Here is a 26926-nt window from a genome sequence, read left to right as displayed (position 1 = left end):
CTAAATACGTTTTAAACACTAATAGCGTTTATATTTTTTCTACACCCGTTCTAATAATCTATTGCCAGCTTCTATTATTTGTCCAAAACTCATACCACCATCATTGCAAGGAAGTTGTGTTGGTAAAAAAACCTCAAAACCGACGGCATTTAATTGGGCAATAACTAACTCGGTTAAGTATCGATTTTGAAAAACACCACCCGTTAAACCAATTTGTCCGACAGTTTTTTCTGTGCGAATTTTTAGGGCTTGTTGCAATAATGCTTGTGCCATTGCTTGATGAAACCCTTCAGCACGGATTTGTTGACTACTTTGTGTGGTTTGCAAATAAGGTAGCAAGGGAGACCAATCGCTTTCCCATAAGTCACCAACCCGAGACAACGGTAACATAGGAATATCGTGAGATATTTGTGAGCAACACAAGGATTCTAAAAACATGGGGGCTTGTCCTTCATAACTCACAACAGGTGAAAAACCAATCAGCACAGCGGCTGCATCAAACAAGCGACCAACAGACGTGGTTGTTACGCAATTTAAGCGTTTTTGCCAAGCGTGATAGAGCAAATCACTATCAATTGTAGCCACAGAAAACGGTAATCCAACTTCCCAACATAAACCCGCTGCACTGCGATAGGGTTCACGCCCCACCTTATCCCCCCCTAACAAAGAAAAAGGACGCATCCGTGCCACCCGTTGCCATGCACCTGCTTGTCCATAGAGTGCATCGCCGCCCCACAAAGTGCCATCTTGCCCTAACCCGACACCATCCCATGTAAAAACAAGCCATGGTAATGCTTGTGGAAATTCGCCCGCAATGGCTGACGCATGAGCATGATGATGATAAACAGAATGCACAGGTAAACCGCTTTGTTTTGCCCAACGACTACTTGCATATTGTGGGTGTGCGTCGCAAATCACGGCCGTTGCGGACACCGCATATAAGCGTTGTAAATCATTAATTATTTGATTAAAAACATCTATACTCCGCGCTGTCCCCAAATCTCCAATATGCGGCGACATCACAACGCGCTGTTCCCATGCTAACGCAATCGTGTTTTTTAATTGTGCGCCAACGGCTAACACAGGATAAGGCAGCCGAAAAGGCAGGGTTAATTCTAATGGCGCAAGACCGCGCCCAATTCGTAATGGTCGCGGTTGTTGGTGAATTACCCGCATAACCGAATCATCGGCTGGGCGAATAATCTCACGGTTATGATGTAAAAACGCATCTGCTACTGTTTGCAAGCGTTGTTCAACTAATTGATTATCTGTTAAAACAGGTTCACCACTCAGGTTTGCTGAAGTCGCTACGATAGGCTCAGCCAATGCTGTCAACAATAAGTGATGCAAAGGGCTATAAGGCAACATTGCCCCAATTTCATTTAATTGCGGTGCAAGAAAAGCGGATAAATTGCAATCTGTACGACGGGGTAATAAAACAATTGGACGGACAGGGCTAGATAAACAACGGGCAGCAACAGGACTCACCTGTAATTGTTGACGTATAAACGTTAAACCGTCTTTACCATGTATAGGAAACATAACGGCTAATGGCTTATCGGGACGCGCTTTACGTGTGCGTAAGCGTTGGATGGCAGTATCTGAACGGGCTAAACAAAGTAAGTGATAACCACCAATCCCCTTTATAGCAACAATTTTTCCTGCTTGTAGTGCCTGAACACAAGCAGATAATGCCGTTGCAGTTTGTCTTGCGTTATAAATAAACGGTGTTGTCGCGGTTTGTGCCTCTCGAAAACAAAGCCCCACACCGCACGCAGGACACGCCAATGGCTGCGCATGAAAACGCCTATTACTGGGATTATCATATTCCGCCTGACAATCTGCACATAAAGGGAAATTTGCCATGCTGGTATCCGCACGGTCATACGGCAGACGCTGAATTAAGGTGTAACGCGCCCCACATTGGGTGCAGTTAATAAAGGGGTAGTGATAATGTCTATCGCAAGGATTATGTAGCTCGTGCAAGCAATCGTCACAAATAAAATAATCTGGCGGAACATGAATATCGGCTTGCGTTTGCAGGCTGGATGCAATGCTAAAGGAGTTTACCGCAACCAGCGCGCAAGCAGTATGTTGTAAAATGAAAGGTTTTGCTAAGGGCGGGGGATGTTTTAATAATTGAGTAGCGAAAGTATGTAATTGGGTTTCTGTGCCTTGCACATGGATTTCAACTTGTCCTGATAAATTTTTTACCCATCCTAACAAGCATAATTCTGTTGCCAGCCGATAAATGTAAGGACGAAAACCAACGCCTTGTACTTGCCCCCCAATAAGCCAGTAATCTGCTTGCATATCATTATCCTAACATCAACCCAGTTAAGGGTTGTCTAAATCAGAGCTTTCAAAATTAACAGAGTTTACAAGCAAAAAACACTATTTTTAAAACGCCGATTCTAATAATTCTGATTTAGACAAGCTTTACGGCAGGGTCTAAAAATCTTCCCAATCATCCTCTTTTTTTACCTTTGCGCGGGTGGGCGAAGAATAAGTAGAAGAAGCTAATTTTGAAGCTTTTTTTGCATTTTGCTGTGCGTGTAAGTTCTCAAGATGTTGATAATGAACTTGTTTAACACTTGGGGTGTTTATCTTTTTAACAGGCTTTGTAACCTGTTCAACGGTTGTATTATGGGTAGGGGAAGGCAACTCTGTTGTACTTAACCGAAAAAATGCCGTGTGTTTCATCAATTGGCTAGCTTGCTCACGCATGATTTCACTCGCTTCTTTAGCTTGTGAAACCATATTGCTATTTTGTTGTGTCATTTCATCCATTTGGCTGATGGCTTTATTGACTTGATGAATACCTGCCGCTTGTTCCTGACTCGCTGCTGTAATTTCCGCAATAATATCACTAACTTTTTTGACGGCTAGAAAAATACGTTGTAATGTCGCACCAGATTGATTAACCAATACAGACCCTTCATTGACCTTGTTCACACTGTCTTCAATGAGGGTTTTGATTTCTTTGGCTGCTTCTGCGCTACGCTGAGCGAGATTGCGAACTTCCGCAGCAACGACTGCAAATCCACGCCCTTGTTCACCTGCTCGCGCAGCTTCAACAGCCGCATTAAGGGCCAGCAAATTCGTTTGAAATGCGATGTCGTTAATCACGCCTATAATATCTGTCACACGTTTACTACTGGTATTAATATTGACCATTGCGGCAATCGTCGCGTTGACAACATCGCCGCCTTCTTGAGCATCTTTCCGCGCATTCATGGCTAGTTCATTCGCTTGCCGCGCATTTTCCGCATTTTGTTGAACAATACTGGTCATTTCTTCAATACTTGCAGCGGTTTCTTCTAATGCAGCAGCTTGTTCTTCTGTGCGCTGGCTTAAACTCGTATTTCCTTGTAACAGAGATTCTGCAACAGAATCAACCATATTTGCTGACTTTTGAATTAACCCCATCACCTCCGTTAATTTACACACCGTTGCATTTGCATCCATTTTTAATTGTGCAAATTCGCCCACATACAGTGTGTTAATGGTTTGTGTTAAATCCCCTTTTGCCAATGCCGCAAACATCCGCATGGTATCTTTGATGACTTGTTGATTTAAATCCATAATTTGATTAAGGCTTTCGCTAACCGTTTTGAAAAAACCAGCCTTATCTGTCAAGCGAATGCGTTGTGTAAAGTTACCCTGTGAGGCAGTGTGGATAACTTGATTAATCTCTTGTTCTGTCGCAAATTCCTGAGTACGATTGTTAAATTCTTTTACAAACCCTAGTCGCTCGCCATTACCATTTATAACGGGGGTTAGCATATATTCTATGACGAGGCTATCAAGGTCTAACTTTGCTTTTTCAGTTGCTTTTAGATTTTTCAATAAATTACGATGCGCCTGTGGGTTTTTATGTAGTATATCAACAGGTTCGTAAAGAAGTTTATCAGGGTCAAACAAGGGTAATTCACGGCGCAATTTCTCCGCTTCTTGTTGGAATAATGTTTTTAATGCATTATTCATATAGATGATTTTATAGTTATTATCTGCAATCAATACACTGGTTGTAACGCTATCTAGGGCCTGATTAATACGCAACGCTTCTTCTGTAATGCGTTTTTCTTCAGCGATTTTTCCACGAAGTTGGGTTTGCATCCGTTCCAATGCTTGTAATAATTGTCCGCTCTCATCATGGTTTAACACGATTATTTCATTATTTAAATTACCGTTTGCAACCGCATTGGCAATAGCAACCGCTTTGTTAAGTGGTCGGATAATTAATTTTGCGGTGTAAAAATTAAATACAGCAACCAATAACACCAATACAACTAAGGCAACTAGTGAAACGGTTAATGTTGAATAATAAGTTGCATTTGCATTTTCTTGAATTTGTTGTGCTGTTTTCGTGTACTCAGTTACCCACTGATGAAAAACATCGAGTAATACATCAAATTGTTGTCGTTCTGCACCGCTTGCATTCATAAAAGCAGCTTCTCGATAGCCTTCCAATAAGGTTTCCGTAGTGTAAGAAGACAGTTTTTTATACTGTTGCCACGCCTGCTCAACCTGTGTGACCCTATTTTGCTCTTTGGCTGTCATAACATGGTCATGCCATACTTTAATAGTGTCATCTATTTGCTTTATCAGTTTTTTTTGTTGCTCGTATAAATCAAGTTGCATTTTTTGATGCGGAACAGTAACAATCAACAAGGACAATTGATGAACCTTATTTAAAGGCTCACCCATCTCAAATGCAATATGTTGAATATCTTGTGCAGTGTTGTACACATTCCCAACCCACGCAAATGTAGCGCGAATGTTATATAAGCCATACAAACCAATACTAATAATGGCGATAATAGAAAAAATGGCCAATATGATAAACTTTTTACCAATACTAATACTTTTCATATCGATACCTTGTTAATTAAGTGTAAAGTTACAAACTTCTAACGAGTTGTACTTTCAAATAAATCAGTAATAGCTCAATCCACAACACCAAAAAAAAGGTAATAATCCCAATGTGTTTATCAACAATCACACGTGGCATCAGTAAACGAGTCAACTTTAACGCAGGTAACGTAATGATTTGTAATAGTGTATAAAACGGGTTGTGCTGGCGTGTTTGACCTGCCAACAGATATAAAATTCCCTGCCCTAGTAACGCAAATAAGGCAATCTCCACCAAGCCCTTTAAAATAATAATTATTTGTAACATATTCTTATATCCACTTTTATAAAAACCTAAACAATTAACTCACTCCATTTTTGTGCCAACCAATCCTGCTTTTCTCGATGAAACGCATAATTAGGGACAACGAAATGTGTAGGGATTGCCAATTCTGCTGGAGACAGTCCTAGCGATTGTTGTGCGATAACGGGTATCACATGCAAGTACTTTGCTAAACGTGCTTGTATCGCAGGTTGACACATATAATCTATAAAAATTAGAGCTTCCGCTTGTCGCGCACTATTTGCGGTTACTGCCCAATATTCCGCATCCACAACCACACCCTCTTCAGGAAAAATACTATTTAATGCAATACCATCTGCTTGCGCGAGTAAAGCCGCATCATGATAAAACTGACCTTTTGTAATTTCGCCCTCATGCAACGCAATCGGAAATTGTTCTGCATCTCGATACCACAAGGTCACTTGTTCTTTGAGGGTTTGTAACTTGTCAAATACTTTCAGCAACCCTTCTTCTGTGTTGAGGATATCGATACCCCCAAAAAAACTTAATGCTGTAATCTCTAATAAAAAAGAGTTATTAACCAAACACATAAGCCCTAACTTATCTTTTTTCGTGTTATCCCATAAACTTGCCCAATGTGTTGGTGCGGTTGGATAAACGCTTGCGTCGGTTACAAGGGAAATTGCCCGCAACATTGCACCAACCCCATAAACTTGTTTTTGTGTTAAATCCTGAAACAAATGTGGCGCGACCAATGGCACTGTAGATGACGCTGTAATATCCAAATTCGCCCACACATTAATAGCTTGCCCCTCTGCCATTCCCATTTGTGACACCAATGAAACATCGGCAGGTATAAAATGATTCCGCAAGGCAACTTCTAACTGTCCAATCCATGCCTCACTGCTCGGAATAGCAATTGAATTAACATCGATTCCTGTCGCTTGCGTAAAATCGGGGTAAATATATTGGTCAAAAATCTGCTTAAACGCCCCGCCATAAACGGCAATGGTTAATGCTTGACGCGCTTGAACCAACTTGGGCATTGTCATCATTGCACCCGTTAAAACAAGAGATTGCTTTAAAAATTGGCGACGAGTTGTAACTTTATTGATAACTGACATAGTGGTGTAACTCGGAAACAGTGAAATTTTTCAGGATTATAAAGCAAAATGACTGGACTAGAGAAAATGAGCATTTCTCATACCAATAAAATTCTTTACACGAAAGGAAAATGACATAATGCAACAAATTGTTTTACCAAAAATTATTGCACATCGCGGTGCATCAGCTAATGCGCCTGAAAATACCCATAGCGCGTTGCGTTTGGCGGCAGAATATGGCGCGCGTTGGGTAGAAATTGATGTAATGCTTGCTGCTTGTCACACACCGATTATTTTTCATGACGATACGTTAGAACGTTGTAGCAATGGAACTGGACGATTGATAGACCAACCTTATACGGTTTTACGTCAATTAGATGCAGGGGCTTGGTTTGCACCCCAGTTTGCAGGAGAACAGATTGCAACCTTAACGAACACGGTAGAATTATTAATCCAGTTGAATATGGGGTTAAATTTAGAAATAAAACCTTTACAAGGATTAGAACAAGTAACCGCACAAGCCGTTGTAACTGCTTTACAACAGATTGATATACATCGTTTACCCTTATTAATATCTAGTTTTAGTCCACGCTGTTTAGCGATTGCGCGTGACCAACTACCCAATATTCCACGCGGCTTTTTAACTGAAAAAATTCCCCCGCATTGGCAATCTTTATTACAAGAATTACGTTGCATTAGCCTACATTGCGATTACACAACACTCACCGCATCACAAGTACAAGCAGTAAAAACAGCGGGTTATCAAGTATTAACATTTACAGTTAATCAACCACAACAAGCCAGACAATTATTTGCTTGGGGAGTTGATGCCGTTTTTTCGGATTATCCACAATTACTTATTAACGAACTGTTGTAAATTGTTGATGAATACATTTCAATCCTTGACAAATATCCTCCCCTAAAGGAATTGCACCTGCTTGCATAATCTCATCATGATAAACACTTGAACCTTGCCCCCCTATCCAGACAGGAACATTAACATTTTTTACCAATTGCGGTAATTCTGCTGTTAAAACAGAGGCTAAAGAAGAAACTCTACTAGATAATACAATCGCATGGCTATGAGAACGTTTAGTTGCTAAGGGTAATTCTTGCAAAGGGATATTTGCCCCTAATACCACCGTTTCATACCCCTGCGCATTAGCCGCTAGGGCAAAAAATAATAATCCGAATTCATGATATTCACCAGAAACACAAGCACATAATAAACGAAAACCATTACTCATCCCTGAATGATGATGAAAACGCGCACCTAATTTATTCCGTAAATAAACTGAAAAAAAATGCTCCTCAGCAACACTACCCTCCGTATTTTCCCAACGCTTACCCAAGAGTTGTAATAACGGCAAAATTAACTTATTCGTAAATACATCAATAGAGTATAAAGACAATACTTCATTATAAGTCGCCTCTAAACAGGCTTCATCTAAACGACTAATGGCAACTAACATGTGTTGTAAATAACATCCCCACATATTTTCTGCTTTTACCTCAGTTCCTTGCGCTGACCGTTGGCATAAAGCCTGTTTAACTTGACTAATCGGGATACCTGCCTCAAGTAAATCGACCACCCGACAAATTAAATCAATATCCTGTTGCGAATAAAGCCTATGCCCTTTCGCTGTTCGATAAGGTGTCATTAACCCATAACGCCGTTCCCATGCGCGCAACGTGATTGGATTAACCCCTGTTAAACTAGCTACAGTTCGGATGGGGTAGCGATACTGATCAATCGTTAAGCTATCTGTTGTCATCATGAAAAATCTTATATAAATCTTACTATTAAAAAACTAGATAGTTCTCATTTATTACAAATGAATCCACAAAATAAAATATTAATATAATGTTACTTTCTCAAGCTATTGCTTATTTTCACCACGAAAAAAACTTGCATTCCCTTCATAAGCTCCTATCATCATCATTCATTCGTTTGTAAAAAACCGCTCTTATGCCTATACGCGCCATTTGCTTTGATTTAGACGACACTTTGTGGCCTATTGACCCTGTTATAAAACGGGCTGAAAAGTCACTGTTTGCTTGGTTACGCCAACATTATCCGCACATTCCCAAACAATTCAGTATTAATGAACTCGCCAAACGACGACAAAAACTATTAGAAACGCAACCTGATTTACACTATAACCTAGGACTCTTAAGAAAATTAGGACTTGCACAAGCGGCTGTCGAAGTAGGTTATCAAGCAGAAATGGCAGAAATAGCGTTTGAAGTTTTCCAAACAGCACGCCATCAAGTAACCTTTTACAAAGACGTTCTACCCGTTCTAAAACGACTACAAGGACGGTATATTCTCGGCACATTAACCAATGGTAGCGCAGATATTCACCGCGTTGGCTTAGGGGACATTATGAATTTTTCCCTGATGGCAAGCGATGTTAACGCAGCTAAACCACATCCCGCGCTATTTGAAGCCGCTTGTCAACGGGCTAATGCTTCCCCTGAAGAAGTTATCCATGTAGGCGATGATGAAGAATGCGACATTGCGGGCGCGTTAGCCATCGGTATGAAAGCAGTATGGATTAATCGCTCATACAAATCACCCTCAGGTAAATATCACCCCCATGCCATTATTAGCAATTTAGTCGAATTAGAACGCCTGTTAATCGAGTGGGAATAAGCGCGAACAGCGATATCTATAACGCCACATCAATAGCGGTTAAACTATCCCTATCTTTGAAAAAAATAGATAAAAGCACATAATTAACACTTAAATAAGTTTTCACAAATTAAGGTCATGATATATGTTTGATAATTTAACAGAACGGTTAGGAAAAACCCTTAAGAACCTACAAGGTCAAGGACGCTTAACCGAGAAAAATATTAAAGAATCTTTACGTGAAGTTCGTATGGCTTTTTTAGAAGCTGACGTTGCGCTACCCGTTGCAAAAGCCTTTATTGAACGAGTGCAAACGCGCGCAATTGGACAAGAAGTTATTGGCAGTTTAACCCCCGGACAAGCCCTGATTCGTGTCGTGCGTGATGAATTAATCGCACTCATGGGCGACAGTGAAGAATTAAACTTTAATGCCGTGCCACCCGTCGTTATCCTAATGGCAGGTTTACAAGGCTCAGGGAAAACAACCACCGTTGCCAAACTAGCCCGCTGGTTAATTGAACGCCAAAAGAAAAAAGTCATGGTCGTTAGCTGCGATATTTATCGCCCTGCGGCAATTCAACAATTAGAACGCTTAGCTAGCGAAGTTGGCGCAACCTTTTTTCCCAGCGATACCACCCAAAAACCTGTAGAAATCGCCCAAGCCGCCATTGTTCAAGCCCGAAAATTAGGGATTGAAGCCTTACTCATCGACACCGCAGGACGCTTGCATGTCGATGAACAAATGATGAAGGAAATTAAAGAATTACACGCCGCCGTCAAACCCACCGAAACCCTATTTGTGGTGGACAGCATGACAGGGCAAGACGCGGCAAATACCGCAAAAGCCTTTAATGACGCGCTCCCCCTCACAGGTGTTGTGTTGACAAAAACCGACGGAGACGCGCGCGGTGGTGCCGCATTATCCGTCCGTTATATCACAGGCAAACCCATTAAATTTATCGGCGCGGGAGAAAAAACGGCCGCCCTTGAACCCTTCTATCCTGACCGTATTGCCTCGCGTATTATCGGACAAGGCGATGTTTTAAGCCTAATTGAAGAAGTGGAACGCAATGTTGACAAAGAACAAGCTGAAAAACTGGTAGGTAAACTAAAAAAAGGTGGAAAAGGCTTTGACTTAGAAGACTTCCGCGACCAACTAGTACAAATGCGCAATATGGGCGGTATCGCCAGCATGATGGATAAATTACCGGGAATGGGACAAATCCCCGTTAATGTTAAAAGTCAGGTGAATGATAAAGAATTCATTAAAATGGAAGCTATTATTAACTCCATGACCTCTCAAGAACGGCGTTTTCCCTTATTGGTAAAAGGCTCGCGTAAAGACCGCATTGCCAGAGGTTCAGGAACACAAGTGCAAGATGTCAATCGCCTGCTAAAACAATTTACCCAAATGCAAAAAATGATGAAAAGCATTACAAAAAAAGGTGGCATGATGGGAATGTTAAAAGGTCTAAAAGGGAAATTACCCCCCGGTATGCAGTTCTAAAAACCCAATAGTAGGGAAAAGTCCATTATCCCTACTGTTGGCTAAACTATCGGCAGTGCTAAAACAATGCAGGATGAAAAAATCGGCTCAATTCTGATTATTTTGGCACGGTATTCTCTGTTATTTTTGGACAAGTTGGCACCGTTTGACAACCGCATCCCTGCGCGTCAAAAAAAGGATAATATCCTGTTTCACACTGAAAAGTTGCTGTTTGGCAAGCAGCAACTGTATTAAATAAATAACGGCGACGTGGTTTTAACGCGGTTTGCAAATAATGCTCGTCTGCTGTCCGTGTCGCTAATGTTGTTAATATTCCCGTTGTCATTTCTGCACAATCTGTTGCATTCACCCGCTGACAACCACAGCCTTGCTGATCAAAAAATGGGTAAAATCCCTCTCGACACGTAAACTCAAGCGTGGAACACTTAAGCGCATCTGTACTGTAATAAGGTGGTGCGGTTTTTAATGCCGCTTGTGCCAATTCACACCCACATCCTTGTGCATTAAAAAAAGGTTGCTGTTGCTCAGGACACGCAAAGCGCAAAACCTCACAGCGAAGTGGATCATCACTCAAATAATGACGTGTAACCTCTTCTGCATTTGCACAAAGACCATAAGATAAACCAAGTAAAACATAGAAAAAGCGATAAAACGAGCGTAGAGTCATCATCATTTATGGGCGGTTGCGTTAGAAAAAGGGTTTTACTATAACAATATAGGCACTAAATAAGAACAAAGCGTGAGTATATGAAACTAAGGTAGGAGCGTGTTCAGGATTATCTTAAGCACCAAATAAGCAAAGTTAAGGCATTTGAGTAAAAAGACTCTGAATCAACATTCACGATATTTTCAGCACTTAATATTATAAGGGAACATTTCATGAGGTCTCTCAAATTTAAATTGACCATTGTTGCAGTTGTTTGTGTTGCCATTAGCATCTCGGCTTCACTATTACTCCTGAGTCGCTCCTACTATCAAACCATAGATATTATTGCCGAACGTACTATTCAAAACGCATCCCTTACTTTTCAAAATTTAGAAAAAGATGATATAGAGAAATTATCCTCTACCCTACTAAGTCTATTAGATAATCCACAATGGCAAGCAGCATTTACACAACAAAATCGTGATGCCTTATACAAAATAGCACTGCCCTTATTTGAACAATTAAAAAATCGTTATCGTATTACCCATTGGTATTTTCATTTACCAGAAGCCTTTAAAACCGTTTTTTTAAGAATGCACAATCCTGATTTATATGGCGATACCGTGCAACGACCGACTTATCGTCAATCAGTACTCACTAAAGATTTTGGGATTGGCATAGAATTGGGTAAAACCGCGTTTGCGTTGCGTGTCGTACACCCTTATTACATTGATAAAACCCTAGTAGGTTATTTAGAACTGGGCGAAGAAATTGACCATTTTTTAACAGCCATGAAAAACCAAATTGGTGATGAATATGGTCTATTTGTGTATAAACAATTTATTGATGAGCAAGCATGGCAAGCCTTGCAAAAAAATAAAAATCAGCGAAATAATTGGGCTGACGACCCGAATATTTTACTCATAGACAGCACTATTAAAGACCCCGACTTATCAGATATACAACGGAGTGTTACCAACATTCCAAACAAACCCCATGTTTTAGGTATGCAAACCCTAGATAATGGCAATGTGTATATCAAAGGCATTTTTCCCATTTATGACGCATCCCAACAACAAGTGGGTGGTGTCTTTGTTTTACACAACTTCACCACACTTCATCAAAATTTCGCAGTAACACAATGGTATTTAATATGTTTTGGTATTTTTGCCATTATCATTATTTCCATTTCATTCTTTTTTATCCTAAATTATTTAACCAAAGCCCCTATCCAACAATTAAAAGCCATTTCCCAAGCCATTGCACGGCTCGGCTCGGGCGATTTAGAACATCGAATTGAGGAAGATTCTTACCAAGAATTAGGCGAGTTTTCACAGATATTTGAACAAATGCGGTGTAGTTTACAAAAAATGCTACACAAACTCCGTTCCGAAATTTTAGAACGGGAAACAACTCAAAAAAAGCTAGAACTTTCACAAGCAGAACTAGAACAACGGGTTATAGACAGAACGCGCGCATTAACCCTTGCAACCAACGCCGCAGAGCAAGCCCGCGAAAGTGTAGAACTCATGAATCAAGAGCTGCGTGAAAGTGAATCACTCTTACGTTCCGTCCTAGAATACTCCGCGTTAGCCATTGATTTTGTTGACCCAAAAGGACGATTTTTTGATTGTAATCCTGCATTTGAAAAATTACTAGGCTATGACCGTAACGAACTATTCCGTATGACATTAACCGAAGTCACTTATCCGCCCGATATAGACAAATCAGTCGCACAATATCAAGCGATGATTGGAGGTAAGGTTGACACATATCAACTTGAAAAACGGTTTATTCACAAACAAGGTCACATCATCTGGGCAACCGTGACAGTTTCTATGATTAAAGACAACAAAGGCAATCCACATTTTGCCGTTGGCATGTTAGAAAACATCACCGAGCGCAAGCACACAGAAGAATTGTTAAAAGAAAAACTCGCTGTTATTTCAAGTTTTAAAGCCTTAGCGGATAACACCAGCGATTTTATCAGTTACAGTGATTTATACGGCAATATTCAATATATTAATCCCGCTGGTTTGCGCATGATTGGTCGTACAGGTTGTAACCCTAAAGAAATTACACTGGATAATTATATCCCTGCAACCTTGGTAAAACCGTTAATGGAGGAATACATTCCAATAGCGATTGAACAAGGGATTTGGTCAGGAGAACATTGTTTTCAACAAGCGGATGAAACCTTGCTCCCTGTTTCACAAGTAATAATGCCCCTATTAGATGATAATCGCGAACTCATTGGTGTTGGTACAATCGCCCGTGATATTAGTGGACGCAAACAAATAGAAGCCGAATTAAAACGGGCAAAAGAACATGCAGAAATGGCAAATAAAGCAAAAAGTATATTTTTAGCCAATATGAGCCACGAATTACGCACCCCTTTAAATGGTATTTTAGGCTACGCCCAAATTCTACAACGCGATAAAACCCTAAGTTCTCAACAACTAGATGGAATTAACATCATCCAACGCTCAGGTGATTACCTACTCACGTTAATTAACGATGTCTTGGACTTATCAAAAATAGAAGCCAACCGTGTTGAATTGTACGAAACCGATATTCCATTTGGCAGTTTCTTAGAAGGCATTACTGATTTGTTCAAAATGCGAGCCGCACAAAAAGGCATTGCATTTACCTTCTCGACAATTTCCACCCTGCCCAATGTCATTCACTGCGATGAAAAACGGTTGCGACAGATATTAATCAACATCATTGGCAATGCCATTAAATTTACCGAAGCAGGAGAAGTCAACCTGATTGTCGCGCGAGCCAGTACAGGACAAATGCACTTTATTATTAAAGACACAGGCGTTGGGATTAAAACCGAAGATATCGATAAAATATTTAATCCTTTCCAACAAGTTGGTGAAGATAAATTTCGCGGTGAGGGAACAGGATTAGGCTTAGCCATCACCAAAAAACTGGTTGAAATGATGGGGGGAACATTAAGTGTAGAAAGCGAAATCACCAAAGGCAGTTGTTTTATTATTAAAATGCCACTAACCATCAGCACATCTGCGGGACTTTTTATAAAACCGAAAGATGACAGCTATCGTATTACGAGCTTTAACCCTACCCCTAAACAGGTACTCATTATTGATGACAAATGGGAAAACTGCTCAGTGATTAGTAATCTGCTAAAACCACTTGGGTTTGAAACACACGAAGCAAACAATGGTGATGCAGGGCTAAAACTCGCATTAGCCGTTTTACCCGATATTGTCCTGATGGAAGCTGTTTTACCACAACAAAATGGGCTAGACATTATTAAACAGTTTAAAACCCACCCTGCGCTACACCATATCCCTGTTATTGTTGTTTCTGCCAGTGTTTTTGAACAAGACCAACAACACTACTATGATGCGGGATGTGATGGATTTATTCCTAAACCCATTCATGCAACAGAACTTTTTAATTTATTAGAAATATTACTACATATCACATGGTGCTATGAAGTAGAAAACGCCACAGAAACTACACAGGCAAGCGTATCGCAAGAAATAACATTACCCACGCCAGAACAAATCAAGCGTTTAAATGAACTAGCAATGCTCGGTGATGTAGGCGGAATTCAAACCTATTTAACCGAATTAGAAAATCAACCCTCATTACATGCTTTTATAGAAAAAGTAACAGGATTAGTGAAAGAATTTCAACTAGATGAAATTATCGAATGGTTAGCAGAGAAAAACTAATCATGAAGTGCAAGCCCCATTAAACAGACTAAAAGACTTGATTTTTATAAGATTGCCTATATTATCCGAAATAATATACGGTTACAAAACCACTTATTTGGTAATGCCAACATTATTTGAGAATAATGGCTGAATTTAACCCGCGTATAATCACAAAGGGTTTTTCATCCCTATCGGTTTGGCACCCCCCTTTATTTTAACCAACAACAATAAGGAAATTGATAATGCAACACCACAGAAGACATCCTCTACTTGTTACTGTTACCACACTGGTCGCGGGGTTTTCCATATCAACAGGCTGGGCTGATACACCAACGGGCTTTGTCTCTCCCCAACATGAAATCCAATTACAAAACATGACCCCTGCGGTAAAAAACTTTACCATTCAAACACGTGGTTCAGTATTAGTTGAATCCCAACTCAATGCTGTACAACAAATGGTAAGGGATATTATCCGTCACAGTAAAATTAATGTCGTGCGCGTTCCTGTTTCTGGAGAAAGTGCTGTTGTTTCAGGGAGTAAAGTCTATGAGAACCTAGAAATTCTGATAGAAATGACACGTCCCGAATCAGATGGTATGCCTTACAAAGTGGATATCACCTTACAAGAAGCAGGCACAACAGACAAACCACAAGCATTTGATTATGACAACAATAATCCAATGCCGTTTAAAGAAGCCATTAAAGCCTACTTGGTTAAAAATCTCAATTTAACCCCGCTAGACAGCTCAGGAATGCCTGAACCCATGATGCCTACGCCTGAACCCGTAGCACCATCCACTAAAGCACCCGTTATGCCATCTATGCCTGCAACACCACCGCCCACCGTTGTTTATACCGATACTCCCGCAGGCACAGTATCAGGTAAGAACGAAGTGCAACTGCAAAACGCCAGCCCCTCTGTAAAAACGATTAATATCAAAATACAAGGTTCTGTCCTCGTACAAGACCAGCTCAATACCATCAGCGAAATGGTGCGCAATACCATTCAAAGCTCTAAATTGCGTGTTGAACGGTCGGCTGTTTCTGAACAAGCAGAAGTTATGGCAGGGGCGAAAGTCTATGAAAATTTAGAAGTTATCATAGCTGCGGAACGCCCTGAAAGCGAGGGGAAACCGTATAAAGTTGGGATTACTCTACAAGAAGCGGGTACAACAGGAACAGCAGAATTATTCGATTATTACCCTGAAAAATCTGCCGAATTTAACAGCTCATTAGATGCCTTTTTAATGAAAAACTTAGATTTACGTCCTCGTTAAACAGGCTAGACAAACCACAACAGCAAGTCACCCTCTCCACAAAGCAAAACATCCCCCATTTACGGGGGATAGAGAGGGACACTTGCAAAAATAATACTTTTTAATGCTAAAAACGCAATAAATTCTGATTCAAACAACGACAGATTTAGCTTGTAAACATCCCCTAGCCTATTTCCAAGCGTACCCGTTCCCATTGTCCTAACAGCCCCCATTGCTCTATCGCAACGATACGTGACTGTGCAACTTCCAAATGATGTATTGCGCTATCTGTCGCATGAGTATAATGAGCGAGGCGCGCGCCCAGCAATGAAAGCTCGGCTAACCGCAATCGATAATTCATTTCATATACTAAACGCGATGTTTGCCGATATAATTCTTCTGCTTGCGTTAGCGTATTATCGCCCACGCCTTGCCCAACCAAGCGCGTCACAAAATAATTACCCGTCGGTTGTTGCAATGCATACTTATCCAATAACAAATTAGCTAACAATAAGCTAGCTTTAACTTCATACAAAGACATATTACTGCGTTTAGCAATGTCTAACACTTCCTCTACATCCCGTTTAGCACTATCCCAATGATTAAGCCGTTGATAAGTCACTGCTCTAGCTAACAACGCCTCAGGAATGTATAAAAATACTTCTGCTTGACGCAACTGTTGTAATGCCGCATTCAAGGCAAGTAAACTTTCCTCATAACGCTCTAATACATTAAATACTTTACCTAATGTCAACCGTCCAAACGCAATACTTACCAAGCCTAATTGTTCTTCTGCAATGGCTAAAGACTTCTGCGCACGTAATAAAATTGTCCCGTGTTCCACAGCATTTTGTGCTGTATCAAGCAATAAATCACAATATTGAGAACCAATAAGTGAATACAATTGTCCATCACTAGGCTGGTCTTCAACTTGCAACATTTCGGCTAACTCAAACGCCGCGTGGCTGTAATCTAACTCGCCTAATTGATGCAATAAATTCCCAAATTTTGCATGACATAACAAACGGGTAAAATTATGCTGGCTGGTTTCCGCTAACTCAATGGCCGCCTGTGCAACCTCTTCAGCCTCACTCAAACGACCTAATGTCAACAATAAATCAGCGCGATTATTATGCGCTTTAGCCGCATTTTTCCAATCCTGTCGCGCTTTACACAACATCGCCGCGCCTTTTAACGGCATCAATCCTTCTTCTAATTGTCCTAACGCCATCATATAAAAGGCAGCCTGCGCCAACAGCCAACTTTGATCAGCAATAGAAAGATTGGTGATGGGTTTTGCCCAATTACTGGCTTCAAAAAAGTTCGCAATGACCGCTAAATCCGCCGAAAATGCCCCCAATTGCTGAGTACTATAATACTGGTCGCCTCGTAAAATGCGCTCTCGATATAAACGCAATGCCGCCTCATATTCCCCCGCCAAACAGCCATGTGTAACGGCTCTATATAAGGGTTCTAAAGAAATTAATGTATCTGGTTGATTAGATGGGGGTAATGTTTGTAAATGCTCGAACAATACATGATGCGCTTCTTGCCATAATTCTGCCTGCTGAGTACGTAATTGCTCACGAAAATAATGACGTACTAAGGCATGAGTGTCCCATGCTTCGGGATTTTGTTGCGGATGGGTTTGTACCAACCCCAATTTATTCAGATGAAAAATGACCCCCGCCCATTCTAACTCACTGAGTTTGCGCACGGGTTTAGCCAATTGCGTATTCTGTAACAACAACGTTCTTTCCGCCAGTGTCAACGGACGGTCTAATAAACTCAATAACTGCAAAAAAACCCGTTCAGGGGCGTTGACAGTCCAAAATTTTTCATCATAAAACCGTATCACCCGCAAAGCTTGCCCACCCTGCTCTTCTGCAACGGATAGAGCAGGCAATCGGGCATGTTGTGTAACATCTCCTGCATAAACATCTACACATAAGTTACCCAACAATATCAAGGCAAGTGCATGACCACTATATGTTTTTGTGACAGGAATTAATTGCCAAGGCGAACCTTTAATACCTAATAATTTCAATAAATTCGCGCTTTCGCCCGCATTTAAATTATCTAAGGTTAAATTATCATAGCCTTTATGCTCAATATCGGTCAGCTCAATGATTTTTTGGCGTGATGTGAGAACGACTAAATGTTGCGCACCCAAGTGCTGGGTTTTTAAGATTTGCAAAAAGGTTTTTAGCCCCAAATCAGCACACGCGCCCTTACGCACCAGTGGCGAGTATTGTAAGGCTTCCACGCCGTCCAAAACTAAAATCATTGGTTTTTCACGGAGTAAGATAGCTAAGCGTTGCGCTTTTGCATCATCTGTTAATGGCAACTCCCCCGTATGTCCAAAAAATCGCAAAGCATGGGTTAAAAATAAACTCGACGAAACACTCGGTTGTTCATCAGACTGACCATAAAAAGACCAGCCAAACACATGCGATGCTCCCAGATAATGAGGAGCAATTTTTTCTAACCACGCATTCACTAACGCTGATTTACCCACGCCAGCAGGGGCAGTAATACTAATAATAAACGTGTTTTTATTATCAAAAGCATTCGTTAAGTCTTTTGAGGCTTGACGACGACCCACCAGCGGTGTGTTGGTTGCGGGCAAATGTTGTAAATCAACCGCAATGGATACCTCATTAGGTGCAGACAATTGTTCAGCACACCAACGACTAATCCGTTTTACAATGGCTTGCCATTCCTCTGCGGGATATAACACCCGTTCCAGTGGAATATCGCCTTTCGGCAAGGCTTGCGTTTTACAGAAATCCAAAACACCCCAATTTGTCGCACTCAAAATCAAAGGAACAACGCGCTTACCTGCAAGGCTTAATTGCCTAAAAAGACGCAATAACGCAGGCATAGCAACAAACCGTGATTGCATAAAATCAGGACTCACTAATAATAAAATCACCCCTGCCTGTTGCAATTCTGCTTCTAAGACACTGATACGTAACTGCCCTTCGTGCAAAGCAGTATCTTCCCACACCGTTACCGCTTTTTGTTGACGTAAATCCTGTAAATGGGCTAGCAGGGTATCTTTAAACGTCGCGTCTTGATGGGCGTAACATATTAATAATTTTAGGTCTGTAGCCATTGGTGGTCTTCCAGTGGTGTGGGTTAATTTCCTGTATTAAACGTCATTCACTTATGAGTTAGCCCCGATGTCATTAAGGTAAATACGCTTCATTTAAAATAGAAATAACATAAATGAAGTTCTTCTCGCTCATTATCGTGTTTAACTTAGTGGCATTGAGCGTTAGCCCAGTTATTGTGTTATTAAATTGGCTAGACGATTATTTTTTATTCTAGCATGTTCCTTTCTACTTCGATAAATATCCACCGCTTTCCCCTTTCTTTTTCAAGAGGATTCTTAAATGTACGCTACAATCAACACACTATTAATTTTAACCAATACCGCACGCCATAATGCAGGGCTTGCCGCAGTAGAATGTCACCCCATTCTAATGAACAGTGCGCAAAAACACGCAGAAGAAATGGCACAACACAACTATGTTGACCACATTGATTTGCACGGCTGGGCATCTGGCGATAGATTAAAAGCACAGGGTTATGAATATCGGTTTGCGGGGGAAAATATCTCAGCAGGCATCAATGAACCCATCGCTATGATGAATGGCTGGATGAGCAGTACAGGACATCGCGCCAATATTTTAAAACCAGAATTCACCGTAACAGGTTTTGGCTATGCTTATTGTGAAAATAGCAGTTATAAACATTATTGGGTTCAAGTGTTTGCTTCTCCGTTATTCTAAAATCAATGCGCAACAGCCATGCACATTGATTTTACGCATGACATTAACTATTTTTCCCTAGCGAAAAGAAACTGACATATTCTTTCAATTTTTGTGCCTGTGAACGCATGGATTCACTGGCGGCTGCGGATTCTTCGACTAATGCCGCATTTTGTTGCGTCATCTCATCCATTTGGCTAACCGCTTTGTTCACCTGATGAATACCTGCGGATTGCTCCTGACTAGCGGCAGATATTTCTGCAATAATATCATTAACTTTCTTTACAGCAAGCACGATTTCTTCCAACATCAGCCCAGACTGATTTACCAAGCGCGTTCCATCCTCAACTTTTTGCACACTATCGCGGATTAAATTCTTAATTTCTTTTGCCGCACTCGCACTGCGTTGTGCTAAATGCCTCACCTCACTTGCAACAACCGCAAATCCACGTCCTTGCTCGCCCGCCCGTGCTGCCTCAACGGCGGCATTCAATGCTAACAAATTAGTCTGAAAAGCAATTTCATCAATAACGCCAATAATATCAGAAACCTGCCTACTACTACTACTAATTTGTCCCATAGCCTGCACAGCTTGATTAACCACCGTTCCACCCGCATTTGCGCGCTCTTGTGCAGTAATCGCTAACTGTATTGCCTGACGGGCATTATCCGCATTTTGCTGCACTGTACTGGTCATCTCCTCCATACTAGCGGCTGTTTCTTCTAAAGCGGCGGCCTGTTCCTCTGTACGCTGGCTTAAACTGGTATTACCTAACATAATTTCTTCAGAAGCGGTATTAACCATATCAGCGGATTCTTGAATCAGACGCATAACCGCTGTTATTTTTATAACTGTTGAATTAATATCATTTTTTAACGTATCCAATGCACCCAAATAATCATTTTCTACCGTTTGGCTTAAATCCCCTTTTGCCAAAGCAGAAAAAATGCGCATTAAATCTTTAACAGCCAATTGGTTATAGTCCATAATGACATTAACCCCAGCACTAAACGTATTAAAAAAGCCAAGTTTATTTTTTAAATCCACGCGCTGCTCAAAATCCCCACAAGAAGCGGATTGAATAACACTGTTAATTTCCTTTTCAGTTGCGACTTCTACAGTTCGGTCAAAAAACTCCTGTACATAACCTATTCGCTCACCTTGTTCATTAAAAACAGGCGTAACAATATATTCAATATGCAAAGTTTCTAAATTAAATTTTGCCCGTTGACTAGTTGTCAATACAGTAAATAAATCGCGCTGTTGTTGCGGACTCTTATATAAAACATCAATCGATTGATTTAACAACGTATCAGCCCGCAACTGCACCAATTCTTGATGACAACAGGTTTCCATCTGCTTAAATAAATTATGCGCAGATTTATTGAGATAAATAATTGTAAACTGGCTATCCATGATTAAAACGCTCGTTGTACTACTATCAACGGCTTGCTTAATCCGCAACGCCTCCTCCATGATTAACTTATCTTTTTGTATGCGTTCACGCAGTTGTGTCTGCATAATACTAAAAGCTTGTAATAACTTACCAATTTCATCAAATTGATGAATTTTAATGACATTATCCAATTTACCACGCGTAATAGCTTCTATTGCCTGTACTGCTTGATGTAGTGGAATAGTAATAGAACGAGCAATGCTAAATGCCGTCCAAAACCCTACCAACGTAACACTACACATGACAACTAAAACCCAAATAGATACTTGGTTTGCTTCATGATTAGCATTTTCCAAAAAATTGACTGCTTTATTACTGGCAAAAGTAATAATTTTTTTAACATTTTCTAGCATAACTGAAAAGCTATGTGCGCCATCCCCCTCTCGTATCGCCAATACTCTTTCTGCTGGGGGTAATAAATAGATTTTTTCCCGTAATTTTACCCAATCAATAAATTCTGTCCGTAATGCTGCAATATCAGACTGCTCACCCAAATAACGGTCATCTAAAATATCTAATAATGTTAATACATTACTATCAATAGCGGTATTATCGTCAATTAGCTGTTTTATTTTTTCGGCATCCTCCCCTGCAATAGTAATATCTTTCATATTATTACGAATACGCCAAATTTCGGTATGAATTTCTAAAATGGACTTAGAGACGGTGTAAGGATGGTTATATAGCTTGGTTGTTAAACCAGAAACAACCTGCAATTGAAGAATGGCAGAAATACCTACCATCAACATAAAAAGAATCATCGCACCAAATCCAAACCACAAACGGGTGCTTACCTTAATTGTCGTAAACATGAAAACAATTCCTAGAAGATAAAAGTATGTACAAAAAACATATTTTTTATAAAAAAACGATTTTTCTACAAAAAAGCAAATTCTCTACCTATATTTACCATCTTATGGTTGAGTTATAGCGAGAAATTACCCCGACTATTATAATCTTTCTATCGTTCATTTATGTAGGAAAGAAGGCTGTTTTGAAGTGCTAACCAACAAGAAATAATACAATCATTCATAATCAATGAGTTTTCGTATAATGCGCTTAAAACCACCCACTTGTTTAGCTGATTACGACACTCAGAACCCACTTTAAAAGCCTGTTAGGTCTGGCGGGGAGTTGGGGAAAATTGCCAAATTATTAGGCGAAAAAATGCTAATAACGCGAGTACGGCGAGTTTCTTTTAAAAAGACAATAGCTTGAATGTTGTAGGGTGGAATAGCGAAGCGTATTCCACCTTGAAATTCTGCAAAAACTGAGCAAAAACAGATTATAAATCGTATGGTGGAATACGCTTCGCTATTCCACCCTACATTTTTTTAGTTGAAAAATTCTAAAAGGTTTTCGCCACTCGCCGAACTAGCGTTAATAATTTGTAATTGGGCTGTGTTTATTCGGCAAAAAAACAAAAAATATCGCGATCCCCCGCAAGGGGGACTTAGAAAAAAGATTAACATCCTTAAAGATTAAAAGGGTAAAAGATTAAAAGCATAAAGGGTAAAGAATCCTAGGGGGAAATAACAACAAGACGGAAGCCTACATAGTTGCCCTTAATCGTAGGTGCGTAGTCGGCACGGTTAGCAGAGCGGGCGTTATCGGAATAGTAGCTCCAAGAGCCACCACGCAACGTCTTGTCTTTATTGGAATTTTTAGATAAAACTAGCTCACTCCCATCGTATCCATTACTGGTATAATCCGAGCATGTCCATTCCCATACATTCCCTGCCATATCATATAGTCCGTATTGATTTGAGCGTTTTTGCCCTACTGCATGAGTCTGATTACCCGAATTATCCCCATACCACGCATAGTTTTCAAGTTGACTTTCGTCATCCCCAAAATACCATTTACCCAAACTCCCTCCCCTTGCCGCATATTCCCATTCCGCCTCCGTTGGTAATCTATAGGTTTTTCCCGTTTTCTGACTTAACCACTCTGTATAAGCTACTGCATCATTCCAGCTTACACATGCTACGGGATGATTTTCTTCTTGCTTAAATCCTAGCCATTTCCAATTGTATTCTTTTTTCTTTTCCCAACTACTCCCTGTCCATCCATAACAACCATCTCCTTTTTCCGCTTCCGTTTTATATCCGCTCTCTGCTATAAATGTTCTAAATTCCCCCACCGTTACTTCATATTTCCCCATATAAAATGGCTTATCTATCTTTACTTTATGCACAGGCTTTTCATCAGGACTCCCATCATTAGAACCCATCATAAAACTTCCTGCGGGTATCAGCACTAATTCCATGCCTAAACTGTTTGTGATTGTTTTTGGTAATGGTTGCGGTAATTGCTCAGGTATCGCGGGTGCAGGACTAATCGTTAATGTCTCACAATTGGCTAAACAAAAACGTATCGGCGGTGCTTCTACTACAGGCGTTTGTTTTTCGCCAAACTCCTCTACCATTTGCAACCCTACTTCGTTAAAAAACTCCGTAATATTCTTATTAATTAATGCATTATTCTGTAAGCCACGAATAAAATACTTTGTATAAGCACTATTACGGCTCTTATCATTACCTAATGCAACCTGCAAAGGCTGTGTTGCATAATTAATAACAAACCGTTCATATTTTCCCAAACTTACCAAACCATCATTAAAAAAACCTTTTTGTTCACGGCGAAACCGCTCAGGAATATTACGGCAAGCATCTAATACCACAATATTGATGCCACCACGATTACGCTCTCGTAAACTTCGTATTACAAACTGCACATCAACAGATTTCTCTTGCAATGCTGTTTCTGTTCTAACAGATTCATCAAAACTACCCACTAAAAAATTAGTCATTCGCCTATCGATATTTTCCCCACTAAATCCATGCCCTGAAAAGAAAAATAAAGCCACATCCCCATTTTGTAATGATGAGGCAAAGTTTTGTATCTCTTGGTTTATTTGACGTTTATCAACATCGACTAATTTTGTAACGCGAAACCCCACGTTTTTTAATGCAACACTGACATCTTCCGCATCATTAACAGGGTTAGTTAATTGCCATCCGTCAGAATAATTACCAATCCCAATGACTAAAGCATATTTATCAACTGCTTGTACAATAGGACTTGTTAGTATTAATAGACTCAATAACCCATAACGAATCATACAATTAGCCTCCTATTAACCGAATTAAAATCATTGTTTCACAAATTCTACTCGCCGATTCCAAGCACGTTCTTCATCGGATTGATGTGTTACAGTACCCTTTAAGGGTTGGGATTTACCCAAACCCTGCACCGATAAACGCCGTCTATTAATACCCTGTTTATTAACTAAATATGACAATACCTGATTCGCTCGTTGCTCTGATAGCCACAGATTGTAACTATCTGAACCGATATTATCCGTATGTCCTTGAATAATAAATTTTGAATCAGATAAAACTTGAATAGCTTTCCCAAACTCATCCAACAACGCATAAAAGTCAGGTGATAAATCACTAGAATCAAACTCAAACAATACCGCTACTTTATCGTGAGCAATATGAATACCCTTTGAAACATCGCCAAATCCCTTAGCCTCCCAACCATCATTCGATTCAAAGCCTGCACACACACCTTGTTGTAACAACTGTAAAATTTCCTCTGTTGTTTTAGGAAAACAGACCCCATTTTGCAATTCTGCTGCTTTTACACTGTGTATCATTAAGAAACTGCTGAATAAAATAAATCTAAAAAAATTCATCTGCATATCTCCTTAATGGCTATTAGAAAAAACATAAAAAAAGATGAATAAAAAAAGATTTATTCATCTTCAAAATGGAAAAAAATTAAACACTTAACGGGGTAAGTGATTAATCACAAAAGTATCTCGACAAGCACTGTCTAAGGCTTGACATTGCACGGTATAACCTTCTGCAACAGAGGTTTTTTTCTGAGTAATAACACCATTACCAGCAGCAATATTGTTATCATTACCGATTATAATCCCTTTAGGTACTAACGCATTAATTTTATCGTTTGTAATTGGGCTGTTATCAGAGCCTTGCGTTAAAGACAGCGCAGACGAAGACACAACAGTATTAATCATCTCCTGACCCGTTTTGTCGTCTAAGAAAAAATGTTTATTTTCAGCGGGCAATGTCAATGTTTGACCTGCTTGCAGGTAGTTCTTATAACCAGACATGGATATTAATTCATTAGTCTCACCATGGCTATCCGAATGATACAAATAGACAAAAACGTTCTTGTTAGCCTGTACATAAACTGTAAACTTATCTCCTGACCGTAAGTTGCTCTGATCTCGCAATACAAATTGTTTACCTGTACCGTTTTCATTACTGTACTTATAACCAACAACCACATCATCAGAAGTCATCACCCCGTTACCATTAGCGTTACTATGGACTGTTTGATCAAACTTCATAGAAAGTCTAGCATCCTCTCGGATGTCCAGTCCCTTTCTTTCATCACTTGCCTGTAAGTGAACACTAACCCCTAATAACGCAATATAAACAAGCTTTTTCAGTATTTTCACTGCCTTTCTCCCAACATCAATGATAAAAAGTCAAAATATTGTATTTTTCCAACTTGCTAATAACTTGCTGTTGAAGCAACAATCCGTCTTTGACCCTCCCTTGCTTTACAAATAGTTGCGATTGTTGAAAAAGTGGATAAATATCTATATCCAACTGCTTAGAAAAAATTAAATAAAATTTTTCAGTACCATGTGTATCATCAACAACAAAAGAGTGATTCTCAGCAGGTAAAACGAGATTTTTCCCACTTTCTATTAAATTAAACTGTTCTGACTTCGTAAAAAATTCGGTTAAATTTCCTTTACTATCCAAATAGTATAAATATAAATAACCTTGTTCTAATGAAAAGAAATGCAATTTAATCTCATCACTTTCATTCAAAATTTCCCCTGAATTTAATGTATATTCAGTGGTGTGTTCGTCAGCACTTTTACGATATGTAAAGTTAAAATTGAAAACCCGTGGAATAGGCTTAAATGGAGAATCAGATGGAGGAACAGGTGGAGGAATAGAACAATTAACAAAATAGCATTGCTTATACCAAACCAATAAAGCACTTACTAATAAAAGCACTGAAGTAACGATTAAAGATTGTTTTTGCCAACCTATTGAGCTTGTGGTAGCTTTTTTCTGTTCCCACAAAAATTGAACATCACTTAAGTTAGAAATACCGTGAATTTGCCAACCTTTCTGTTTTAGCGTTGTGAGTGCTTCTTTATCACTGTCAGTAAAATCTTCTTTATTCGCAGTAGGATAAACAAATACAGGATTTCTAGGCTTATTCTTTTGTGCATAATCTGCTAAAAAAGCAAGTTTTTTCGAAAAATCTCCCACCTCTAATACCATTAAATCATGTGAATCTACAGCACCAGTTGCGACAATAAAATATGCTGCTTTAGCGTTTAAACGTACCATTTTATCGGCTATTGCAATGGCTAATTGCCAACTATTGCCTGTAACGACTGTTCTGTTTTCGAACCTTGGAGTAATAGACTGATGTGCTTGTTGCCCACCTTCAACAGCACGCACGCCTATTAACAATTGTCCAATCTCAGATTTTCGATTACACGTGCTCGGATGCGTAGTAAGCCAAATTGAAGCTTCTACTTCATGAGCAGTTATAATTGCCTCAACTAATTCAACTTGTTGCTGTTCAACCATTGGAATCCATACGCTAAATTCTTTCATAATGGTCTATCC

The 26926-nt window shown here is 39.9% G+C and carries 18 protein-coding genes; 6 read left to right on the top strand and 12 right to left on the bottom strand.

Translation table 11 applies throughout. The features are described 5' to 3' along the window. Positions 1 to 39: 39 nt before the first annotated feature. From hypF to AL038_RS03065, 4 genes are all read right to left on the bottom strand, one after another. Positions 40 to 2313: a carbamoyltransferase HypF gene (hypF, locus tag AL038_RS03080; RefSeq protein WP_062148868.1), complete on the bottom strand. Its 2274-nt coding sequence runs from the start codon at positions 2311 to 2313 to the stop codon at positions 40 to 42. 138 nt (positions 2314 to 2451) lie between these two features. After that, entirely contained in the window at positions 2452 to 4875 is a 2424-nt protein-coding gene (locus tag AL038_RS03075) for a methyl-accepting chemotaxis protein (RefSeq protein ID WP_062148865.1), read from the bottom strand. Between the two features lie 28 nt (positions 4876 to 4903). Further along, a complete protein-coding gene (locus AL038_RS03070) occupies positions 4904 to 5182 on the bottom strand; it encodes a hypothetical protein (protein ID WP_062148862.1) in 279 nt (92 codons plus the stop codon). A 26-nt stretch (positions 5183 to 5208) separates the two neighbouring features. Next, complete coding sequence (locus AL038_RS03065) at positions 5209 to 6282, bottom strand: extracellular solute-binding protein (RefSeq protein WP_062148858.1); 1074 nt, start codon at positions 6280 to 6282, stop codon at positions 5209 to 5211. A 118-nt stretch (positions 6283 to 6400) separates the two neighbouring features. Here AL038_RS03065 and AL038_RS03060 point away from each other — a divergent pair, with 118 nt between their 5' ends. Further along, the gene (locus tag AL038_RS03060) at positions 6401 to 7138 is read left to right on the top strand and encodes a glycerophosphoryl diester phosphodiesterase (protein ID WP_062148855.1); all 738 of its coding nucleotides are present in this window, start codon (positions 6401 to 6403) and stop codon (positions 7136 to 7138) included. On the opposite strand, the gene AL038_RS03055 is transcribed toward AL038_RS03060, so the two are convergent. After that, positions 7122 to 8039, bottom strand: coding sequence for a MerR family transcriptional regulator (locus AL038_RS03055; protein WP_101539112.1), 918 nt, complete (start codon positions 8037 to 8039; stop codon positions 7122 to 7124). The genes AL038_RS03060 and AL038_RS03055 overlap by 17 nt on opposite strands. A 191-nt stretch (positions 8040 to 8230) precedes the next feature. Between AL038_RS03055 and AL038_RS03050 the strand changes: the two genes are divergently transcribed. Both AL038_RS03050 and ffh read left to right on the top strand, forming a co-directional pair. After that, positions 8231 to 8917 carry an HAD family hydrolase gene (locus tag AL038_RS03050; protein WP_062148849.1) on the top strand — a complete coding sequence of 229 codons (687 nt, stop codon included), beginning with the start codon at positions 8231 to 8233 and terminating at the stop codon, positions 8915 to 8917. Positions 8918 to 9041: 124 nt separating this feature from the next. Then, positions 9042 to 10403: a signal recognition particle protein gene (gene ffh / locus AL038_RS03045; RefSeq protein ID WP_062148846.1), complete on the top strand. Its 1362-nt coding sequence runs from the start codon at positions 9042 to 9044 to the stop codon at positions 10401 to 10403. 97 nt (positions 10404 to 10500) lie between these two features. On the opposite strand, the gene AL038_RS03040 is transcribed toward ffh, so the two are convergent. Then, positions 10501 to 11076: a hypothetical protein gene (locus AL038_RS03040; protein WP_062148843.1), complete on the bottom strand. Its 576-nt coding sequence runs from the start codon at positions 11074 to 11076 to the stop codon at positions 10501 to 10503. Positions 11077 to 11282: 206 nt separating this feature from the next. Here AL038_RS03040 and AL038_RS03035 point away from each other — a divergent pair, with 206 nt between their 5' ends. Beyond that, positions 11283 to 14759 (top strand): PAS domain S-box protein, encoded by a 3477-nt coding sequence (locus AL038_RS03035; RefSeq protein ID WP_062148840.1) that lies wholly within the window; start codon positions 11283 to 11285, stop codon positions 14757 to 14759. A 224-nt stretch (positions 14760 to 14983) separates the two neighbouring features. Next, a complete protein-coding gene (locus AL038_RS03030; protein ID WP_062148837.1) occupies positions 14984 to 16018 on the top strand; it encodes a hypothetical protein in 1035 nt (344 codons plus the stop codon). Positions 16019 to 16181: 163 nt separating this feature from the next. Here the strand turns inward: AL038_RS03030 and AL038_RS03025 are convergent, their stop codons facing one another. After that, positions 16182 to 19115 carry a TIR and AAA domain-containing protein gene (locus AL038_RS03025; protein ID WP_062148835.1) on the bottom strand — a complete coding sequence of 978 codons (2934 nt, stop codon included), beginning with the start codon at positions 19113 to 19115 and terminating at the stop codon, positions 16182 to 16184. A gap of 280 nt (positions 19116 to 19395) precedes the next feature. Here AL038_RS03025 and AL038_RS03020 point away from each other — a divergent pair, with 280 nt between their 5' ends. After that, positions 19396 to 19794, top strand: a complete 399-nt coding sequence (locus AL038_RS03020; RefSeq protein ID WP_062148833.1) for a CAP domain-containing protein — start codon at positions 19396 to 19398, stop codon at positions 19792 to 19794. Between the two features lie 43 nt (positions 19795 to 19837). Here the strand turns inward: AL038_RS03020 and AL038_RS18730 are convergent, their stop codons facing one another. The 5 genes from AL038_RS18730 to AL038_RS02995 all read right to left on the bottom strand — a co-directional run bounded on the left by AL038_RS18730 (position 19838) and on the right by AL038_RS02995 (position 26914). Further along, entirely contained in the window at positions 19838 to 22042 is a 2205-nt protein-coding gene (locus tag AL038_RS18730) for a methyl-accepting chemotaxis protein (RefSeq protein WP_062148830.1), read from the bottom strand. 710 nt (positions 22043 to 22752) lie between these two features. Further along, positions 22753 to 24354, bottom strand: a complete 1602-nt coding sequence (locus AL038_RS03010; RefSeq protein WP_062148827.1) for an SUMF1/EgtB/PvdO family nonheme iron enzyme — start codon at positions 24352 to 24354, stop codon at positions 22753 to 22755. A gap of 30 nt (positions 24355 to 24384) precedes the next feature. After that, complete coding sequence (locus AL038_RS03005; protein ID WP_062148824.1) at positions 24385 to 24933, bottom strand: OmpA family protein; 549 nt, start codon at positions 24931 to 24933, stop codon at positions 24385 to 24387. Positions 24934 to 25026: 93 nt separating this feature from the next. Further along, a complete protein-coding gene (locus AL038_RS03000; protein WP_062148821.1) occupies positions 25027 to 25725 on the bottom strand; it encodes a DUF4384 domain-containing protein in 699 nt (232 codons plus the stop codon). 16 nt (positions 25726 to 25741) lie between these two features. Continuing rightward, a complete protein-coding gene (locus AL038_RS02995) occupies positions 25742 to 26914 on the bottom strand; it encodes a DUF4384 domain-containing protein (RefSeq protein WP_062148818.1) in 1173 nt (390 codons plus the stop codon). Positions 26915 to 26926: the final 12 nt, after the last annotated feature.

The organism is Beggiatoa leptomitoformis (genome assembly GCF_001305575.3).
GTDB classification, from domain to species: Bacteria; Pseudomonadota; Gammaproteobacteria; order Beggiatoales; family Beggiatoaceae; genus Beggiatoa; species Beggiatoa leptomitoformis.
The sequence above is the reverse complement of the archived record's forward strand: the minus strand, read 5'-3'. Positions and strand labels throughout refer to the sequence as shown.

Bases quoted from the DNA above. Each gene is read 5' to 3' on its own strand.
- hypF (WP_062148868.1), bottom strand. From the start codon at position 2,313: ATGCAAGCAGATTACTGGCTTATTGGGGGGCAAGTACAAGGCGTTGGT.
- AL038_RS03075 (WP_062148865.1), bottom strand. From the start codon at position 4,875: ATGAAAAGTATTAGTATTGGTAAAAAGTTTATCATATTGGCCATTTTT.
- AL038_RS03070 (WP_062148862.1), bottom strand. From the start codon at position 5,182: ATGTTACAAATAATTATTATTTTAAAGGGCTTGGTGGAGATTGCCTTA.
- AL038_RS03065 (WP_062148858.1), bottom strand. From the start codon at position 6,282: ATGTCAGTTATCAATAAAGTTACAACTCGTCGCCAATTTTTAAAGCAA.
- AL038_RS03060 (WP_062148855.1), top strand. From the start codon at position 6,401: ATGCAACAAATTGTTTTACCAAAAATTATTGCACATCGCGGTGCATCA.
- AL038_RS03055 (WP_101539112.1), bottom strand. From the start codon at position 8,039: ATGATGACAACAGATAGCTTAACGATTGATCAGTATCGCTACCCCATC.
- AL038_RS03050 (WP_062148849.1), top strand. From the start codon at position 8,231: ATGCCTATACGCGCCATTTGCTTTGATTTAGACGACACTTTGTGGCCT.
- ffh (WP_062148846.1), top strand. From the start codon at position 9,042: ATGTTTGATAATTTAACAGAACGGTTAGGAAAAACCCTTAAGAACCTA.
- AL038_RS03040 (WP_062148843.1), bottom strand. From the start codon at position 11,076: ATGATGATGACTCTACGCTCGTTTTATCGCTTTTTCTATGTTTTACTT.
- AL038_RS03035 (WP_062148840.1), top strand. From the start codon at position 11,283: ATGAGGTCTCTCAAATTTAAATTGACCATTGTTGCAGTTGTTTGTGTT.
- AL038_RS03030 (WP_062148837.1), top strand. From the start codon at position 14,984: ATGCAACACCACAGAAGACATCCTCTACTTGTTACTGTTACCACACTG.
- AL038_RS03025 (WP_062148835.1), bottom strand. From the start codon at position 19,115: ATGGCTACAGACCTAAAATTATTAATATGTTACGCCCATCAAGACGCG.
- AL038_RS03020 (WP_062148833.1), top strand. From the start codon at position 19,396: ATGTACGCTACAATCAACACACTATTAATTTTAACCAATACCGCACGC.
- AL038_RS18730 (WP_062148830.1), bottom strand. From the start codon at position 22,042: ATGTTTACGACAATTAAGGTAAGCACCCGTTTGTGGTTTGGATTTGGT.
- AL038_RS03010 (WP_062148827.1), bottom strand. From the start codon at position 24,354: ATGATTCGTTATGGGTTATTGAGTCTATTAATACTAACAAGTCCTATT.
- AL038_RS03005 (WP_062148824.1), bottom strand. From the start codon at position 24,933: ATGAATTTTTTTAGATTTATTTTATTCAGCAGTTTCTTAATGATACAC.
- AL038_RS02995 (WP_062148818.1), bottom strand. From the start codon at position 26,914: ATGAAAGAATTTAGCGTATGGATTCCAATGGTTGAACAGCAACAAGTT.